Annotated in this window: 13 protein-coding genes; 5 read left to right on the forward strand and 8 right to left on the reverse strand. The window is 55.1% G+C overall.

Translation table 11 applies throughout. From position 1 onward, the window contains the following. Positions 1 to 228 precede the first annotated feature (228 nt). The 4 genes from ACWUI2_RS12010 to ACWUI2_RS12025 all read left to right on the forward strand — a co-directional run bounded on the left by ACWUI2_RS12010 (position 229) and on the right by ACWUI2_RS12025 (position 7277). On the forward strand, positions 229 to 2130 hold the full coding sequence (locus tag ACWUI2_RS12010) for a fibronectin type III domain-containing protein (protein WP_486983086.1): 1902 nt from the start codon (positions 229 to 231) through the stop codon (positions 2128 to 2130). An 859-nt stretch (positions 2131 to 2989) separates the two neighbouring features. Next, the gene (locus ACWUI2_RS12015) at positions 2990 to 4366 is read left to right on the forward strand and encodes a hypothetical protein (protein WP_486983087.1); all 1377 of its coding nucleotides are present in this window, start codon (positions 2990 to 2992) and stop codon (positions 4364 to 4366) included. A 475-nt stretch (positions 4367 to 4841) separates the two neighbouring features. Then, positions 4842 to 5867: a hypothetical protein gene (locus ACWUI2_RS12020; protein ID WP_486983088.1), complete on the forward strand. Its 1026-nt coding sequence runs from the start codon at positions 4842 to 4844 to the stop codon at positions 5865 to 5867. Positions 5868 to 6044: 177 nt separating this feature from the next. Beyond that, positions 6045 to 7277, forward strand: a complete 1233-nt coding sequence (locus tag ACWUI2_RS12025) for a glycosyltransferase (RefSeq protein WP_486983089.1) — start codon at positions 6045 to 6047, stop codon at positions 7275 to 7277. A gap of 370 nt (positions 7278 to 7647) precedes the next feature. Here the strand turns inward: ACWUI2_RS12025 and ACWUI2_RS12030 are convergent, their stop codons facing one another. The 5 genes from ACWUI2_RS12030 to ACWUI2_RS12050 all read right to left on the reverse strand — a co-directional run bounded on the left by ACWUI2_RS12030 (position 7648) and on the right by ACWUI2_RS12050 (position 10726). Continuing rightward, the gene (locus tag ACWUI2_RS12030) at positions 7648 to 8055 is read right to left on the reverse strand and encodes a type II toxin-antitoxin system VapC family toxin (protein WP_486983090.1); all 408 of its coding nucleotides are present in this window, start codon (positions 8053 to 8055) and stop codon (positions 7648 to 7650) included. Then, positions 8052 to 8315, reverse strand: a complete 264-nt coding sequence (locus ACWUI2_RS12035) for an AbrB/MazE/SpoVT family DNA-binding domain-containing protein (RefSeq protein WP_486983091.1) — start codon at positions 8313 to 8315, stop codon at positions 8052 to 8054. Before ACWUI2_RS12035 ends, ACWUI2_RS12030 begins: the two co-directional genes overlap by 4 nt. A gap of 372 nt (positions 8316 to 8687) precedes the next feature. Continuing rightward, entirely contained in the window at positions 8688 to 9842 is a 1155-nt protein-coding gene (arsB, locus tag ACWUI2_RS12040; RefSeq protein WP_486983092.1) for an ACR3 family arsenite efflux transporter, read from the reverse strand. Further along, positions 9842 to 10315 carry an arsenate reductase ArsC gene (locus ACWUI2_RS12045; RefSeq protein WP_486983093.1) on the reverse strand — a complete coding sequence of 158 codons (474 nt, stop codon included), beginning with the start codon at positions 10313 to 10315 and terminating at the stop codon, positions 9842 to 9844. The genes arsB and ACWUI2_RS12045 overlap by 1 nt, the downstream gene beginning before the upstream one ends. A 30-nt stretch (positions 10316 to 10345) precedes the next feature. Further along, positions 10346 to 10726: an ArsR/SmtB family transcription factor gene (locus ACWUI2_RS12050; RefSeq protein WP_486983094.1), complete on the reverse strand. Its 381-nt coding sequence runs from the start codon at positions 10724 to 10726 to the stop codon at positions 10346 to 10348. 582 nt (positions 10727 to 11308) lie between these two features. On the opposite strand from ACWUI2_RS12050, the gene ACWUI2_RS12055 reads away from it, so the two are divergent. Continuing rightward, the gene (locus ACWUI2_RS12055) at positions 11309 to 11521 is read left to right on the forward strand and encodes a hypothetical protein (protein WP_486983095.1); all 213 of its coding nucleotides are present in this window, start codon (positions 11309 to 11311) and stop codon (positions 11519 to 11521) included. Between the two features lie 381 nt (positions 11522 to 11902). On the opposite strand, the gene ACWUI2_RS12060 is transcribed toward ACWUI2_RS12055, so the two are convergent. The 3 genes from ACWUI2_RS12060 to ACWUI2_RS12070 all read right to left on the reverse strand — a co-directional run bounded on the left by ACWUI2_RS12060 (position 11903) and on the right by ACWUI2_RS12070 (position 15939). Then, positions 11903 to 12220, reverse strand: coding sequence for a hypothetical protein (locus ACWUI2_RS12060; RefSeq protein WP_486983096.1), 318 nt, complete (start codon positions 12218 to 12220; stop codon positions 11903 to 11905). A gap of 178 nt (positions 12221 to 12398) precedes the next feature. After that, positions 12399 to 13208 carry a hypothetical protein gene (locus ACWUI2_RS12065; protein ID WP_486983097.1) on the reverse strand — a complete coding sequence of 270 codons (810 nt, stop codon included), beginning with the start codon at positions 13206 to 13208 and terminating at the stop codon, positions 12399 to 12401. A gap of 718 nt (positions 13209 to 13926) precedes the next feature. Beyond that, entirely contained in the window at positions 13927 to 15939 is a 2013-nt protein-coding gene (locus ACWUI2_RS12070; protein ID WP_486983098.1) for an RCC1 domain-containing protein, read from the reverse strand. Positions 15940 to 17037: the final 1098 nt, after the last annotated feature.

The raw sequence follows: 17037 nt of genomic DNA on the forward strand, positions 1-17037 counted from the left end.
GGAAAATCCGGCCAACCGGAGCAGCGTTGACCCCTGCAACGATTTGAGTCATCGTTTCGTTGCGACTCGGCAGCCCCGGGAATTTAAGACTGGAGCTGGCCAACCGGGAACCGGGGCCGCTGGTTTCCGCCTTCTCTTCTATCGGCATGCCGGTTTGAGGGTAACCAGCTCGCCTCGTTCAGAATGCGGCCAACGACAGGAATCTTGCGCTTATGTGAGAAATCAAGGATGAAAAATCAAGTGATCATCGCAGTGGGAATCGCCTCCCTTTTGGGGGTGACGGTGTTGAGAGGGGCGCAGTTGACATTGCAACCTCATTACATGAACCGCGTCAGTTTTGAGGTGGAAGCCGATGCTTTAATCCGGGGTGGAGAGCACTCCGGGGAAGTGCAGGAAGGTGAGAGCCTGGTGGCTGAACTCGGGAACACGCCGGAGGGAACCCGACGGATTTACCTGCGGTTCGACTTGAGCGAGGCCGGAGCCGATTATTTGGTCGAACCTGGATTCCTGAGGGTAGTCAAGGACGATTGGCGGCGCCATGATCTGGAGATTTGGGTCATCGCCGGCGCCGGTAGCGGTGATTGGGATCCGGCGACGATCACTTGGGACAACGCTCCCGCCGGCGGTGACAGCATGGATTCATTGGTGACCGATCCTGCAGCGGCGATTCATGCGGTTTCCCTGGGAACGTGGACTGCGGAGGAAACTGCTGGAGGAACGAGCACCGAAGTGGTTTTTCCCGTGCCGATGGATCCGAGATTTGTGGATGACGGCCATCTCACACTTGCGATCACCGGACGCCATCTCGGTGTCAATGACAGTGACAACCGGAGCTTTCATATCAAGCGGGGGAAGTCCCATTTGACCTTGTTTCCCAAACGAGAGGAGACCCGGGAACCGGCGGCGCTGTATTTATCGTGGCAGCGGGATCCGCTTACGACGATGACCATCCAGTGGCACACGCGGGGAGAAGTGGCTGAAGGCGGAGTGGCCTTTAGTTACCTGGACGATGAAGAGCTGACTACTGTCCCTTCGCGCAGTCATCCGATGGCCTTTTCGGATCGTTTCGTTCATACCACGGAACTTACGGGACTCGATCCCGACACGGATTATCGTTTCCGGATCAAAAACGTCGAAGAGGGGCTTAACAGTCAGTTCTACAAGTTCCGGACGATGCCGGAGAGCCCGGACCGGCCTATACGTATCGCGGTCGGGGGCGATGTGCGGATGAGTCGGGATTTGATGGAGGAGGTCAACCGGCAGGTGATGCGTTTTGATCCCGAGTTTATCGTCTGGGGCGGAGATTTGGCCTATTCCGACGGCCGAGAGGATTTTCTTTACCGGGAATACGAGTTCTTCGATGTCATGATGGAGACCTTGATCACCAAGGGAGGTCGCGTGGTGCCGACACTTACGGCGATCGGGAACCACGAGGTTTATCTGGGACGCTCTTATTTTCGTCAGGAAGGAGGCGTTGAGGCCTACAAGGACACCGATGAATACCGCGAACGAATTGCGCCGTATTTTTACAACCTGTTCGCGTTTCCGGGACATCCCGGCTACGGCCTGCTCGATTTCGGGGATTATATGACCTGGGTCTTTCTCGACAGCGATCACTCGGGACCGATTGAAGGTCGCCAGACGGAGTGGTTGACCGAGCAACTCCGTGAACGGACCAATGTTCCCCATCTGATTCCGATCTACCATGTGCCAGCTTACCCGTCTGTCCGCAATTACACCGGACGGGCGAGCACCAGCATTCGCCAGCACTGGGTGCCTTTGTTTGAAGAGGCGGGAGTCCGGGTCGCCTTTGAGAATCACGACCATTCGTACAAGCGGACCGTTCCGATTCTCCGAGGCCAGGAGGATCCGGACGGGATCGTCTATATCGGAGACGGTGCCTGGGGGGTGCCGCCAAGGCCGGTTCATGACGCCGCTGAAGTCTGGTATCTCGAGAGGGCTGAATCGATGCTGCACTTCATTCTCCTGACGATCCACGGAAAATCACAAGATATCAAAGTGTTCAATAATAAGGGGGAGATCATCGACCATCATGCGTCCCGGCTCTGGGCGACTCCAGCCGATCTCAGCGATGTGAGTTCCCGAAATGTTGAAATGCAAAACCGTTGAGCGGCGTTTTGGGGTGTCCCCCCCGCGGGCCGTTCGTCATTGGCCCACCCAGTTGGTAGAGATCGGGATCGAGGCCCGGCGTGTCACTTATCCAATTGGGTTTGGCGCTTCGGTTACAGCTTGAACATGATGAATAGTTCGGGGAGAGGAAATGAGAATGCCGTAAAAACCGATCCGAAGAACTCTCTTCACCCAAAATCGTCTTTATGCCATAAGGATCTCGGTGAGAGACACAGAGGCGAATCCATTGATGTCAGTGAAGGAATATGTGGCACTGTAACAGCGGGGAAGACAACACACCCCACCATGCTCGCGCATGGTCCCTCTCTCAAAAGGGGAACTGCTTACAAAAAGATCCCCTCTTGAGAGGGGGGGACCGCTCGCTAGAGCGGTGGGGTGTGTTTCCGGGCCGATCCGGTCGCTGCCAACTCTTTTCGGATGGGGTCTAGCTAACGCACGCCGGATATTGTCATGCGGTGGGTTTACACGTCATGCGCGGAAACCGGGCGGAAAACCGTTTCTGATGCCTTTTGTCTGTCAAGAGTCAAGACCTGACGTCTTTGGCTGCGCCGGTTATCGTTATGCTGGCGAAGGACGATCTCTTAAGCGCATTCTTCGTTGAATGAATTCTCAAGTGTGCTTTGGTCGGGTGTAAGAGGATGATGGCTACGTAGCAAAGGAGTGATCGAGCTGCAAAACGACGGAGGCGAGGTTGAGATTGGGTTTTCGCTTGGCGGTGAAGTGAGGGGCAAAAGCGAAATCATTTCGTTTTTGAGAGGGCGCAGGCCCGATATTGCCTGGATTCAAGGCACATCTTTCCCGTTGCTTTCCAGATGCCTCGATCTACCCTTCCAAGCCAATGAACCCTCAAGTGCCCCAGTGCAAGTCTGCCCGGATACCGAAGAAATCTCTCCTTTGGGTTGGAGGAGGGTTCGGACTTCTGATCCTGATCGGAGCCGTCTTGCCGATAGTTCACAGCTCCCAGGCGGAATCCGCCCTGGCTGAGAAGTGGGCGGAGCTGGAGGCCGCCGGTATTCCCGTTACTCTCGAAGAGGTAAATCGCCGATATCATGAGCATGGCCGCGATCCGGCAGAAAATGCCAGGAATCTCTACGCTCAGGCATTTTCAGAAATGACGACTGAAGATCTGCCCATAGAGGAATTGAAAGAGGCCCTGAGGCCTTCCGCAAAATTCGAGTCCATTGCCCCGGCGGCCCTGGAGTCGATGCGGGAAATTGCGTCTGCCAACAAGAACGCAATTCACTTGTACAAGAAGGCGGCAGCTTTTCCTTACCTTCGTTTCGATCTCGATTTTACCCAAGGATCGGACTTGCTGATACTGCATGTTAGCAACTTGAGAGAAGCAGGACGGATATTGGCAGCTGAAGCGATTGTCGCGGCTGCCGATGGGGATACTACACGAGCCTTTGATGCAGTTCGGGCCATCCTTCGGATTGCGGAACACATTTCCGAGGAGCCCACCTTGATTTCTCACATGATGCAGATCGCTCTGGAATCAATCGGAGGAATAGCCCTGGAACGGATCATCGGCGAGGTGGAACTTTCTTCTTCTGCTCTTTCTTCTCTGCAGACGAAACTAAAAGCGTTGGAGAAGGGACCCCGCATGGAGGCGCCACTCGGAGCGGAAGTTGCCTATGGTGGCTGGATCTACCGACAATTTTCCGGGAACATCCCAAGCGCCGTTGAAGATGGGCATAGGCGGGAAGAAAACTCGTTTTTCACTCTCTACCGGTTAAGCGGAATGTTGGCGAGGGATCAAACTTTCTACCTGGGGGAAATGCAGGAGTACCTGCGGGTGGCTGCATTGCCGTTTTCTGAACGCGTGAAAGTTGTGTGGAATAAGAGGGATGATCGATTCGAGATGATCCATGGCCGCTTAATCGCAAACATCGCGATCCCTGCAGTGGAGCGCGTGATGGAATCCGACAATCGAGCCGTGACTTTTCTTCGAGCCATTCGAATCGCTGTTGCGGCAGAGCAGTTCAGGCTGGAGAATGGCGAACTTCCTCAGGACCTGGACAAACTGGTTCCTGCGTATCTTCCTGTCCTGCCGTCAGATCCTTATTCTGCGGACGACAGATTTCAGCTTGTTCGGGAAGGGGGCTCGTTCTATGTGCGTAGTGCGATGATCATCGAGGGACGAGGCGGAGCAGAACGGAGGCCGATTCAATTCAGACTTCCGATCAGAAACGAACTCGCCAGCGATTTGGAATGAAAAGGGCAGATGCCAGAGAAGTCCCCCTGTTTCGCTTACCGGTGAGGTAAGGTCCAAAAGCGAAATTATTTCGCTTTTGCCCTGATCAATAGGGATGCAAACGTTGGCATCCTTATTTAACCTCCGCACGATGAGGACGCCATCCAACCTGTTTTTCGTCTTCCCCTGAAGACTCGACGATTTACCTTGAGCATTTTGCGCCTTTTCGCGGCTACAGCCTGATTCGACAGTGCGGCGGTGTTGAACGTTCTCCCCGTTCCAGAGCAAGCGGTTGGCGCCCGCATTCATGCGGTCCGGTTAACGCCGCGTGAAGATTGTGAGGTGGCGTCACACTATGTCCAGGGACAAGACCTGACGTTTTTCGTCTGACGGCCGAAATCAGATATTTAGAGCGTGCAACCTATCTAATTAACATCAAGAGATTGAATCAGGCGGAAGATGACAATTTCAGGTCACAGTGACAATAACTGACAAAATGACAAAAAAACAGCACGAGCTTTTGGCCATGATGAGCAAATGGAACCGCATGGAATACCCTATCCGATTGAAATGGTATCGTACCAAGCTCGCCATTGGAATTGAACCTAAATCGGACAAAAACTTTCTCGCGCATGATTTTGCCAAGCGGCTCGAACGCGGTTTGCTTCCTCCAGATGCGCGGTTCACGATCGCGGGACGCCTCGATGGCGTCGGCATGCAGGCCATGGCAAGATTGTCTGGCCTGCTTTTCGCCCATGTCTTCGGCGCAACTTACGTTGATACGCCATTTCGGTCGATTGATCACGTTAATAACAACAACGTTTCGGCGTGGGAAGACCTCCTCAATCTGGGGCGAGGCGAGGAGTCCGTCAGTGGACGCGAGGACCGCGTCATCTGTTACGCGGACATTCTGGCGGGTAGGGCACAATGGAGCAAAGATGTCATCCTCCGTTTACCCCAATGCTTCTGGCTTTACCGGAGGCACCCTTACCTGCTCGATCGTTCAACCAGCATCTTCACATCCAGATACGAGTGGCCGAAACAATCGGATGATCCACGCCTGTCGGTAGCGGTGCATGTCCGTCGCGGCGATGTGGCAAAAAACAGAAACTCGATGCGCTATACCGAAAACTCCGTTATACTTCGTGTTATTGCGGGTGTTGAGGAAAGCCTGCAGCAGCTCGGCCTAGCCTGGCGTGTGACCGTGCATTCCCAAGGTGATCCGTTGGATTTCGAAGAGTTCACAAAACGTGGATACGCCTTGAAACTTGCGGAAGATGCGACCATAGCAATGCGTGCTTTTATTGAAAGCGACGTGCTGCTGATGTCCAAAAGTTCGTTCTCTTACTTGGCGGCGATTTATAACAGAGGCGTCAAACTCTACTACCCCACCTTTAACCCGTGCTTGGCAAGCTGGGTCAAGGTCTCAAAAGGTGGCTCTTTTAACCAAGCGCGTTTTGCGGAAGCAATTCGTAAGGGGAAAGTGAAGGGTCAGACAGACGTGATAGACGTCAGATCTTGATCTTTGACAAATCACCGGGGGAGGCTCCTATTCCATACACAGCTGTCAAGGGACAAGACCTGACGTTTTTCGTGTGATCCAGATTTTGGAGATGATGTGACCGTCGGTGATCATCGGCGAGGGCCGGTGAGATTTGAGTTTTGAGATTTGAGATAGGGAGAGGGGAGATTTTGCGGAATGCGGACGTTGTTGATTGGGAAAACCTGGCCGGAGCCGGGGTCGAGTGCGGCGGGGGGGCGGACGTTGGAGCTCTTGCGGGCCTTTCGGGAGGCTGGGTGGCCGACGATTTTTGCCACCGCGGCGATGGCTTCGCCGTATGCCGCTGATTTGGGGGCGATCGGGGTTGATTGTCAACAAGTGGCGGTGAACGATTCGGGGTTCGATTCGTGGGTTCGGGGGTTGCGGCCAGAGTTGGTGGTTTTTGATCGTTATATGATCGAGGAGCAGTTCGGGTGGCGGGTGGAGAAAAATTGTCCCGAGGCGATGCGGGTGATTGACACGAGTGACTTGCATTCGCTGCGTGAAGCCCGCCGAAAGCAGTTGGTCGAAGGGGGCGAGCTGGAACTTTGTAACGACATCGCGCTGCGGGAGATCGCGGCGATTTTTCGGTCCGATTTGAGTCTGATCATTTCGGAATATGAACTCGATTTAATCGAACGGGTGTTTCAGGTGCCATCGAGCCAGTTGGCGTATCTGCCCCTGATGTTGCCGGAACCGGATGAAGAGGCTCCCTGTTTCGCGGCCCGAAAAAATTATGTGATGATGGGGAATTATCTGCACGAGCCCAACTGGGATGCGGTGCAGTGGTGTTGCCGGGAAATCTGGCCGCTGGTTCGGGCGAAGTTGCCTGCCGCGGAATTGCATATCTTTGGGGCTTATGAACCGGAGAAAGCCCGGCAGTTGCACCGTGAGCGGGATGGGATTCACGTTTTGGGTCGGGCGAAAGATGCCTTGGATACGCTCCGCCGTTATCGGGTAAATCTGGCGCCGCTGCGTTTTGGGGCGGGTCAGAAGGGGAAGGTCGCTGACGGTTTTTTGTCGGGCACGCCGACCATTGTTACTCCGATCGCGGCGGAGTCGATGAACGGTTCGATCGATTGGGGTTGTCCGATCGAGGCGGAGGCCGGTCCATTTGCCGAGACCGCGGTCGACATCCATGAAGACGCCGGGAAATGGGAACGAGTGCGGCAACAAGGGTTTGCCATTGCCCGCGAGCGTTTGGCCGCGTCGGAATGGAAACCCCGTCTCATCGAGCGACTGCAACGGTTGAGGGAAACCGGGCTCAAAGACCGGCGGCGGCATTTTATCGGGCGTTTGTTGCGTCACCATCACCACCGGAGCACCGAGTTCATGAGCCGCTGGATCGAAGAGAAGAACAGGCGGGGTGGGGAACGGTTGGGCGATCCATAGAAGCGGTGAAGAATGATGGGGGCGATTGAAAGCGGTGGGAAAACAGACAACCGTCGGTCATTGCGAAGAAGGAGGAACGACTGACGCGGCAATCCACCTTCCGTGAAAGGGGGCGCGGGTCGCTGTTTCGTGGATTGCTTCGTCGGCGGAGCCTCCTCGCAATGACACGATGGTGATCCCACCACTTCTTCTTCTATGAAACTTCAATGTTTATGCGGGCTGGGGGGCGACGGGAACGAGGACAAATCCGAGCTGTTCGGCTTGTTTGCGCAGGGAGTATTCTTTCTTCTGACGAAGAAACTCGGGGTTGCCAAAACGACCCGGATCGAATGGCTGGCGATGCTTGACCATCGAGTAAAGGATGCGGGCGTTAAGGATGTTTCAGCGTCAGCTTCGGGATCTTTTTAAAATCGGTATCGAAGCTCGCCACAGCGTGACCGACCAAGCGCGCCTCTGCCGCGAGGCAGGCATCGACATAATCGATTGAATGGTTTCGGAACAGTTCCAGCGCGAGCAGCACCACGTCACGTTTCTCGACGTCCAGGGAGGGAGATTGGAGAAAAGGAATCAGCGCCGAAGCAACCTCGTCCCGATCATACCCGTAAACCTTGCCCGAGAGGACGAAGACAACTTCGGCCACCACGAGAGGGACCACTTTCAAAGTCAGCTCACCGGACTCATTGGCGGCGAAGAGATCCTTCGCGCGGGTTGCCCGTTTTTCCGGCTCTCCCGTGAGAAAGCGGATAATCACGTTGGTATCGACCAGGCAGGACTTCACTTGTCCGAGCCCTCTCGTTCGGCATGTTCGGCCCACTCAACCCGGGCCGCTGCGCGTGCCTCCTGAAAAGTCGGCCGCCCTTTGCCTTTCCGCTTCTTCAGTGATCCGAACGACGCGAGCACCCCGGGGTGGGAATGGAGAACCACCCGGTCTCCTTCGACCTCATACACAAGGCTCTGCCCGGGCTTGATTTTCAATGCATCCCGCACTCGCCTTGGCAGTGTGGTTTGGCCGCGACTTGTTACCTTTGATGTAATCATGGGAAAAACAATGCAAAGCCTCACTCGCCTTGTCAAACCGCCTGACGACACAAAAAATACCTCCGGCCGTTCATTTGGACAGACGCAAAAGACGCCAGGGCCTTGATCTTCGACAAACGACCGGCGAAGGGCCGAAGTCATATCTATCTGGCAAGAATCAACTATAGCATACAAAGGGGCCAGGTCTTGTGGATTGTACTCAGATGAGGTCGACCCCTTCCGCCCCCCTCCAAGAAGCACAAGACGTCAGGTCTTGATCTTTGACAAATTACCGGAGAAGGGCCGAATCCACATGCATCTGTCAAGAGTCAAGACCTGACGTCTTCCCGCGGCTTTCCGCTTCCCCTCGGCGTCATTGTCCCGGACATCCGCCTATCCATCCGAAAGTGATCTTTCCTCCGGGGCACACTTTATCTTCACTGGAGGGACTAATACTCTCGACTGGTCCAAGTCGTGCCCAAAATACTTTCTGCGGAGCCAGAGGGCCACATGCACCAGCCCGATCAGGACCGGCACCTCGATCAGCGGACCGACGACTGTGGCAAAGGCAACCCCGGAGGTGATTCCGAACACCGCGATCGCGACCGCGATCGCCAGTTCAAAATTGTTTCCCGAGGCCGTGAAAGCGAGAGTTGCGCTGCGAGAATAATCAGCGCCAGCCATCTTCCCCATATAGAAGCTGACCAGAAACATCAGAACGAAATAGATGCCCAAAGGGAGTGCGATCCGGAAAACATCCAATGGCAATTTCACGATCGCATCTCCCTTGAACATGAACATCACGACAATCGTGAAAAGCAACGCGATCAGGGTGATCGGGGAGATTCGAGGCACGAATTTCGTGTCGTACCACTCCGCCCCTTTGAGGGGAATCAAGATTACGCGGCTAAGAATGCCGGCCGCAAAGGGGATGCCGAGATAGATCATTACGCTCCGGAAAATCTCCCCGATCGTAACATCCGCCAGCGTCTTTCCGCCGATTCCCTGGACCACGGAAAGGTCGATCCCCAGCAGCCCCGGCAGCCATGTGATGAAGATCCAGGCGTAGAGTCCGAAAAAGAGGATCTGAAACACGCTATTCAGCGCGACGAGTCCCGCGCAGTATTCAGAATTCCCCTTCGCAAGTTGATTCCAGACAAGCACCATCGCGATACAACGGGCAATGCCCACCAGAATCAGGCCAACCATATACTCCGGGTGGTTGTGGAGAAAGAGCACCGCCAGTACAAACATCAATACCGGCCCCACGATCCAGTTCTGAACCAGCGAAAGGCCGAGCACCCGCGGATTCGCGAAAACCTTCGGCATCTGTTCGTATTTCACCTTCGCCAGCGGCGGATACATCATGAGGATCAACCCGGCCGCGATCAAAAGATTGGTCGTACCGACCGTGAGGGGAGCAAAGAATGCCTCCGGGTCACCGATCATCAACGATCCGATGGCCACGCCGAGGGCCATGGCTACGAAGATCCAGATCGTCAGGAAACGATCGAGAAACGACATTCTCTTCGAGATAGACTCGCTCATCACGCCCCCCTTGTCGCTTCATTCGGCTGTCCGCCGCAGGTTTTCAACGCGGTGCGAAATCCCGCGGAAAACGCTTTGAAAACCCGATGCATCTCATCCCGGGTCTGGCGAAAAGCAGCCTGAACCTCCCCTTCAGATCCTTCCGCATGAGCAGGATCGGCAAAGCTCCAATGGAAGCGATCCGCGTCGCCCGGGAAAACAGGACAGGACTCGTGCGCGTGGTCACAAACGGTAATGACCACATCAATACCTGCATTCAAAAACTCATCAACGTGTTTTGAGCGCTGCCCGCTGATATCGATCCCGATTTCCGCCATGTATTTGATTGCTCCGGGATGAATCCTTCCCGCGGGATTCACACCGGCGCTATGCACCTCGAAACGGCCCTCCGCCGCCTCTCGAAAAATGCCCTCGGCCATTTGGCTCCGGCATGAATTACCCGTGCATAAAATGAGTATTTTAGCTTTTTTCATCTCAAGAAAGAGTTCACCTCTGATCCGTATTCACACACCGGGTATTCCCTTTAGGACCACCGTAGGGCAATCGCCGCGATCGCGCTGAATGCGTTTGATCACCTTGGCCCGAAACTTCAGATCCTCGCGGAAGCAAGGATACTCCCGAGCACAATCCTGGAGACACCCAAGATTTTTCTGGAGGAGGGGATGCGGTTTTTCAGGAAGCTTATAGACCATCCAAGGCCCCTGACGGGCAGCCTCCAGGATCCCGAGCCTCTTCATGTATCCGAGTTGCTTTGAGACCTTCACCTGGTTCTCCTGCAAAACCTCCTGCAAATGACATACGCACAGGGGCCCCTCCTTCAGCAGGTTAAGAATTCGCAGTCGTTGCAAATCGCACAGACACTTGTAGATGTTGACCACTTCCATTGCGACCAACGATCACCTCGACCTCGCATTCCGTCAAGAGTATATTCCACTAACTGCATATGTAGCCCGAATGATTACCCGGTTCCGCGGACCTCAAGAGCCATGTAGCCCGCTTTGGAAGAAGCGGTACAACCGTCCCCGGCCCCTCCAACTGCAGCAACCAGCCTGCAAGCCCAAGGACCGGCTGCTTCAGCTGCCGTCCGATTCGCCACCAGGGGAATTTATCTAACAGAAGGACGCAAAGGAAGCGAAGGACAGAGCTGACCTTTCTCTGAACGTTGAACGTCGAACGTTGTAACTTGGCGCTAACTGTGACAGGACCCAGCGCTTCCCTTGGAGTGATCTCTTCCGGTCAAGGGCAGTCGAGGAATCAACAAACAACGGCCTGACCCCATCCGGTTCCCGTCCCAAGCCGGAGCTTCGTGCTTCAGCCGAAGACCGTCGGTCACGGGGATCGTCCCCCGAACTCTGCCCACCCAACACCGGCGGCTGAAGCAGGCTGAAGCACGCCGCTCCCCCATCTGCGTCTATCCGCGAAATCTGCGGTCCAATTCTTTTCTGCGCCGCCTAAGCTTCTTCCTCATGAACCTGCAGGAGATTGCGGCGGAAGCCGCAAAGTTGACGGAGGAGGAGCGGGCCTCTTTGGCTTCTCAGTTGCTTCATGGCTTGGAATCTCTGGTATATGTCGTGCCCGATGACGATGTGTTACTGCGAGTTCGGGAGGGTGAAGCCGATCCTTCGGTGATGCTCACATTCGACGAACTGGTCGCGGGAATGACCCGGCGTGGAGATTAGGTTCCATAAGCAAGTTCGGACGGACCTCGAACAGGCGTTGAAAAATATCAAAGGGGAACTGCTTACAAAAAGTTCCCCTCTTGAGAGGGGGGGACCGCTCGCTAGAGCGGTGGGGTGTGTTTCCGGGCCGATCCGGTCGCTGCCAACCCTTTTTCGGATGGGGTCTAGCTAGATTCCATCCGAAAAGGGTTTTTACGAGCGGCGATTGTTTGATTGAAGATGGATGTTTGGTGGATGGGTGGAATCCGGCACCCCCAAAGGCAGTAACCAAACAGTGAATACGGTCCGAATCGTCGTTTTGGAACCAAATTGAGCAGGATCGGTACAGGACCGATCCTCCGTCTTCGACGTTCTTTGTTTGGAATGACGGGGGGACCTCGCTCAAGCGACTTGGCACCGTCGTTTTCGCTTTCGCAGCAGGATCGTCCGACACGCATTGTAGGCCAGGCACTTCTCCAAAAATTCCTCGCGGGCTGCCGCAATGCCTGTCCGGCTGAGTTGGCCGAAGTCGAAGCCATACTTCAGGCAAAACATTAAAGACTCCACGGCCGAACGGCCGGCCCGGGCCAGGCGATACTCCTCCCCGTCCCAGTCCTCGCCAAGGAGCTTCTTTCCCTTCGATCCACTGATGCTGACGATCTCCACTCCCAACTCCCTGACCCGATCATAGCCCTCCCGCGAAGAATAGCCGTCGTCCACGCTGGTCAGGTGCGGTATGACTCCAGTGTTGGCCTGACCCCTTGCCGGCTTTCTGACGTCTTTCGGCTTTCTGACGTCTTTCGGCTTTCTGACGTCTTTCGGCTTGCTATGACGTCTTTCAACTTGCTACCGGTATCGGAGTGGGCTGATTCTAAAGTGACCCCTGACACCTTTTGACTCAACTGCTAACTCGTAGTTTCTGACGGATATGGTCTACCGTTCCATACATACGAAGTGACTTTAGGAGAAAAAGGCAGCGTAGGAAATAGCAGAAAGCATCAGGTTCGGTTTGGGAAGCTTCGAGGATGATTTTCTCGCTCGTTTCTAACGCCTTCACTCGCTCCTCAACATCAGTAATTTTTTCTAAAACCTCTTCATCAAAGGGGTTTCGAAATTTCTTGAAACAGAAATGAATGGTAACCGGAGTCTCTGAGTATTGAACATTCAAGTCAACGGCTACAAGTCCCTGCTCATTATAAATTTGGTAATAACTAGTCAAGCCGACGCGATTGGAAATCGCGTGTCTGAGTATGGAAACCGCGGCAACGACCAGATCAAAGAGCGCCTCGATGTCTTTAACGATGGGTTTCCGAAATTCATGCTCAACCTTATTTCGCAGAGTCATGAACCGATTGATACTCCGCGAGGAGAATAACCCAATGTCCGCGATAAATTTCAACTTCTTGTCTGACGAAATATTCTTCGACTTTACGAGCGGCAGGAGATCGTAAGCGAAGAGGAAACACTCGATCTGCGCGCTCAATGCTCTTTTCAAATTCGCGACACAACTGATTAGCTCATTTGTCTTCGACGCTTCATTCTTGGCGGCTTCAAACCGTTCCAGATTTTCTTCCGCGAAAGCCACGTAATCATCGGGGTAGAGATCGAATTCCGGTAAACTTGGGTAGCGGCCGGTGTCGCCGTCCTCTTCAATGGATTCCACATATTGGTCGAGGAGCTTGTAGAGATCGTAGATTTTTCTATTCATCGTCGGGAAGCACGACAGGTCACGTGTTAATTCAAGGGCTCACTCCGACCGGCTTACCCAAGACATTCAGCGGAGAGTGAACTTAAAACTTGATTCTGCTGAAAAACTCAATGCAATTTGGTAAATTGTCTTCGTATGTCATTGAAAATTGCCCCGGGAATCTGGTTTGAGCATCAGAAATCGGGTTTTTACAGTCAAATCGAGGAACCGAAAAGAGATCATTGTTCATATGTCATACTGAGCCGACAGATTGGATTTCCGGAAGAAGGCCCAGTTCTTTGAAGGGAAAAGAGCATCAGAATATGAGATATGAGCAATGACCCCATTCGGTTTCCCCATGTTCAGGTGTTACGACACCTGCTGGTTGCCGACTCCGCTTCTCGATTTCACTTTTTTGCTTACCCCCTCTGTCAAGAGTCAAGACCTGACGTCTTCCGTCCGCTCGGTCTGCCCTTATGAACCACAGCACTGGCGATGACAGGAAAAGGATGACGGGAAAAGGGGTCAGGCCGTTGTTTGTTGATTTCTACCGTGCCGTGACAGCATTTGGCGAAAGCCTTGAGGACATGTCCGCCGCACTCATCAGCTCCTTCCCGCTCCGGACAACCCTTCAGTTGCCGTCTTGCACCCTCCCGATAAATCAACAAACAACGGCCTGACCCCGTCCGTCGTGCCTCATTTTCCTACGGACTGATGGTTGTCGTTTTGTTGCATCTTTTCACGGTGCGGCCGATGCCCGGACAGCGCGGTAGAAGCCGGAGCTCCATGCCGGCAACGGCTCTTCAAAGTTCCCGATCCCATCGGTGCCGAGGATGACGGAATCGATATCGATCCATGGGCCGGTGAGGATTTCGGTTCGTTGGATGGTCCAGGTTTCTCCTTCGATGCCGCCCTCAAGGCCAAAGCGAAGGGTCAACACTTCGTCGATCTCTACGATCAGAAGTTCAACCAGGCGAAGTTTCGAGGTGGCCGGCATCGCGGTCGTGACGGCAAGGCTGTGGAATATCCCCGCAGCCACTGCAGTTGCGCCACTCAGGCCGCTGACCTGCACCGGCGCGAGTCTCGGGATGGTCGTGCCGTCGCCAAGCTGACCAAAGTCGTTGCGTCCCCAAGCCCAGACGGTCCCATCCGATTTCGCCGCCAAACTGTGGCGATTCCCTGCGGAAGCGGCAGTCGCATCGCTCAGGCCGGTGGCCTGCCCAGGTGTTTGCCTGTCGGTGGTCGTACCGTCCCCAAGCTGGCCGAAGTCGTTGAGACCCCAGGCCCAAGCTGTCCCGTCTGATTTCACCACAAGGCTGTGGCCTACTCCGGCTGAAACGGCCACCGCGTCGCTTAGGCCACTGACCTGCACCGGGGTGTGCCGTTCGGTAGTCGTGCCGTCGCCAAGCCGGCCATCGGTGTTGCGTCCCCAAGCCCAAACGGTCCCGTCTGATTCAACCGCAAGGCTGTGCATATCCCCTGCGGAGACGCCGACCGCATCAGTGACATCGGTAACGACAGGCGTCGTTCTCGATGTCCCAAGCACGCCCGATCCCCAGGCCAGGACGCTTCCATCCGATTTCATCGTCAAACTGTGGCGATTCCCTGCGGAAACGACCGCCGCGTCGCTCAGGCCGCTGACCTGAATCGGGATGTGCCGTTCGGTGGTCGTGCCGTCACCAAGCTGTCCGAAATCGTTCTTTCCCCAAGCCCAGACCGTCCCGTCCAATTTCACCGCAAGGTTATAATGGGTACCTGCGGAGACCGCAACCGCATCGCTCAGGCCGCTCACCTGCACCGGCGCGTGCCTCTCGGTAGTCGTCCCATCGCCAAGTTGGCCATTCCAGTTCCAACCCCATGCCCAGGCCGTCCCGTCCGATTTTACCGCAAGCGTGTGCCACTCCCCTCCAGAGACTGCAACCGCATCGCTCAGGCCGCTGACCTGTACCGGTGTAGTTCGAGCCGTGGTCGTGCCGTCGCCAAGCTGGCCGCTACCGTTGTCTCCCCAGGCCCAGACGGTCCCATCCGATTTCACCGCCACGCTGTGCATGCTCCCAGCGGAGACGGCAATCACGTCGGTCAAACCGGTTACCTGGACCGGGGTGTGTCTTTGGGTGCTCGTGCCGTCGCCAAGCTGACCGTTGCCGTTCCATCCCCAGGCCCAGACGGTCCCGTCCGACTTCAAAGCTAGGCTGTGGGTGTTGCCTGCGGAAACGGCGATTGCATCGGTCAGGCCACCGACCTGCACCAAAATGTGCCGGTCGGTAGTCGTGCCGTCGCCAAGACGGCCATCGGTGTTGCGTCCCCAAGCCCAAACGGTCCCGTCTGATTCAACCGCAAGGCTGTGCATATCCCCTGCGGAGACGCCGACCGCATCGTTCAGGCCGCTGACTTGCACCGGCGTCTGCCTGATGGTGGTCGTGCCGTCGCCAAGCTGACCAGAGTCGTTGCGTCCCCAGGCCCAAACTGTTCCGTCCGATTTCATAGCCAGGCTGTGGGTTATCCCCAAGCTGTGAGTGTTGCCCGCAGAGACGGCGACCACGTCGTCTATTTCGGTGACCACCATCCAGTCCGGATCCGCCAACTTCCCCCATTCATTTTGTCCCCAGGCGAAAACAGTCGCTCCGTTGCCTGTTGCCGTTTCCTGCTTCTCGGCCATTGCGTCGGGTTGTGCCAGGCAAACGGCGCATAGAGCAGCGAGCGGGGCGAAATGCCAGGTTTTCCATTTCGCGGTGAAGTTCGAGGTTTTCATGATCGTATCCTTTTCTGTTTGATGTGGGTAAAGCTCTGTCGTCGTGGCCATCATCGCAGCCGGTTCACGGCACGGCCCAAGGCATGGGCGGGATTTCTTCCAGCTCCGCTCCGTATTCATAAAATGGGTTTATCATCTGAGGTATGGCTCCACCGACCGGTTGAAAAGTGAAACACGCTCCTCCTTGCAGCTCGCCTGCGAGGTGGCGGAATGAAATGGGGAGTAGCTCGGCGAGAAGCGAGCGCTCCCGGGAAATGAGATTGGGTATTTTTTTAAGTTTTGGTTGGCGGGGGAATGATCGGGAAGTGTGCTGAAAGCCCGCGCGGTGGGTGATCCGGTGAAAGTCTAACAAATATAACTAAAGGCGGAACTCAGGGGATTACGCGTTTGCCCGTGGAGCTTTGCTCCAACCGCGATCAGGGGTAAGCTGTTAGATTCGGGAGCTGAGTTGGCCCCAGTTGCGGGTAATTACTTCCGTAAACCTGCAATTGCGTTTCGGGTTTCAAAGCAGGTGAGGAAAATCCGTGCAATAAGTAGGGGAATCGGCGAGGAGAAGATGGGAGGGCGGATTTATTTCACAGAAGCAAAGATCCGGGCTGCGCCCGGGGGAAGATATGGAATGAAACTGAGCGCGTCTGTGAGAAGCACAGCCGTCAGGTCTTGATCTTTGACAAAATACCGGAGAAGGGCCGAATTCACATGCATCTGTCAAGAGTCAAGACCTGACGTCTTCCGGCGGACCCATCTGTCAAGAGTCAAGACCTGACGTCTTCCGGCGGACCCATCTGTCAAGAGTCAAGACCTGACGTCTTCCGGCGGACCTTGCATGATCTCGGTTGGATGCGAAAATACTCAAATACTAGGCCTGACCCCTTGGCGGCTGCCTGACGTCTTTCGGCTCTCCATCTGTCAAGAGTCAAGACCTGACGTCTTTCGGCTCTCCATGGACCACTTGGTTGGAGGCAGAATTCTCCAATACTAGGCCTGAGCCCTTGCCGACTTCTCGTGAAGCGCCCAGTCCGGGCCAATACGGTAAATCTCTCTTTTTCGGTCATCGGTTCGGTTCTCTTCCAAGGCATAATCGCCTTCAGAATGTGT

This window comes from Verruconatronum alginivorum, from assembly GCF_056590205.1.

Coding starts and splice junctions, on each gene's coding strand:
- ACWUI2_RS12065 (WP_486983097.1), bottom strand. CDS start 13,208: ATGAATAGAAAAATCTACGATCTCTACAAGCTCCTCGACCAATATGTG.
- ACWUI2_RS12035 (WP_486983091.1), bottom strand. CDS start 8,315: ATGATTACATCAAAGGTAACAAGTCGCGGCCAAACCACACTGCCAAGG.
- ACWUI2_RS12055 (WP_486983095.1), top strand. CDS start 11,309: ATGAACCTGCAGGAGATTGCGGCGGAAGCCGCAAAGTTGACGGAGGAG.
- ACWUI2_RS12025 (WP_486983089.1), top strand. CDS start 6,045: ATGCGGACGTTGTTGATTGGGAAAACCTGGCCGGAGCCGGGGTCGAGT.
- ACWUI2_RS12045 (WP_486983093.1), bottom strand. CDS start 10,315: ATGAAAAAAGCTAAAATACTCATTTTATGCACGGGTAATTCATGCCGG.
- ACWUI2_RS12020 (WP_486983088.1), top strand. CDS start 4,842: ATGACAAAAAAACAGCACGAGCTTTTGGCCATGATGAGCAAATGGAAC.
- arsB (WP_486983092.1), bottom strand. CDS start 9,842: ATGAGCGAGTCTATCTCGAAGAGAATGTCGTTTCTCGATCGTTTCCTG.
- ACWUI2_RS12070 (WP_486983098.1), bottom strand. CDS start 15,939: ATGAAAACCTCGAACTTCACCGCGAAATGGAAAACCTGGCATTTCGCC.
- ACWUI2_RS12015 (WP_486983087.1), top strand. CDS start 2,990: ATGAACCCTCAAGTGCCCCAGTGCAAGTCTGCCCGGATACCGAAGAAA.
- ACWUI2_RS12010 (WP_486983086.1), top strand. CDS start 229: ATGAAAAATCAAGTGATCATCGCAGTGGGAATCGCCTCCCTTTTGGGG.
- ACWUI2_RS12050 (WP_486983094.1), bottom strand. CDS start 10,726: ATGGAAGTGGTCAACATCTACAAGTGTCTGTGCGATTTGCAACGACTG.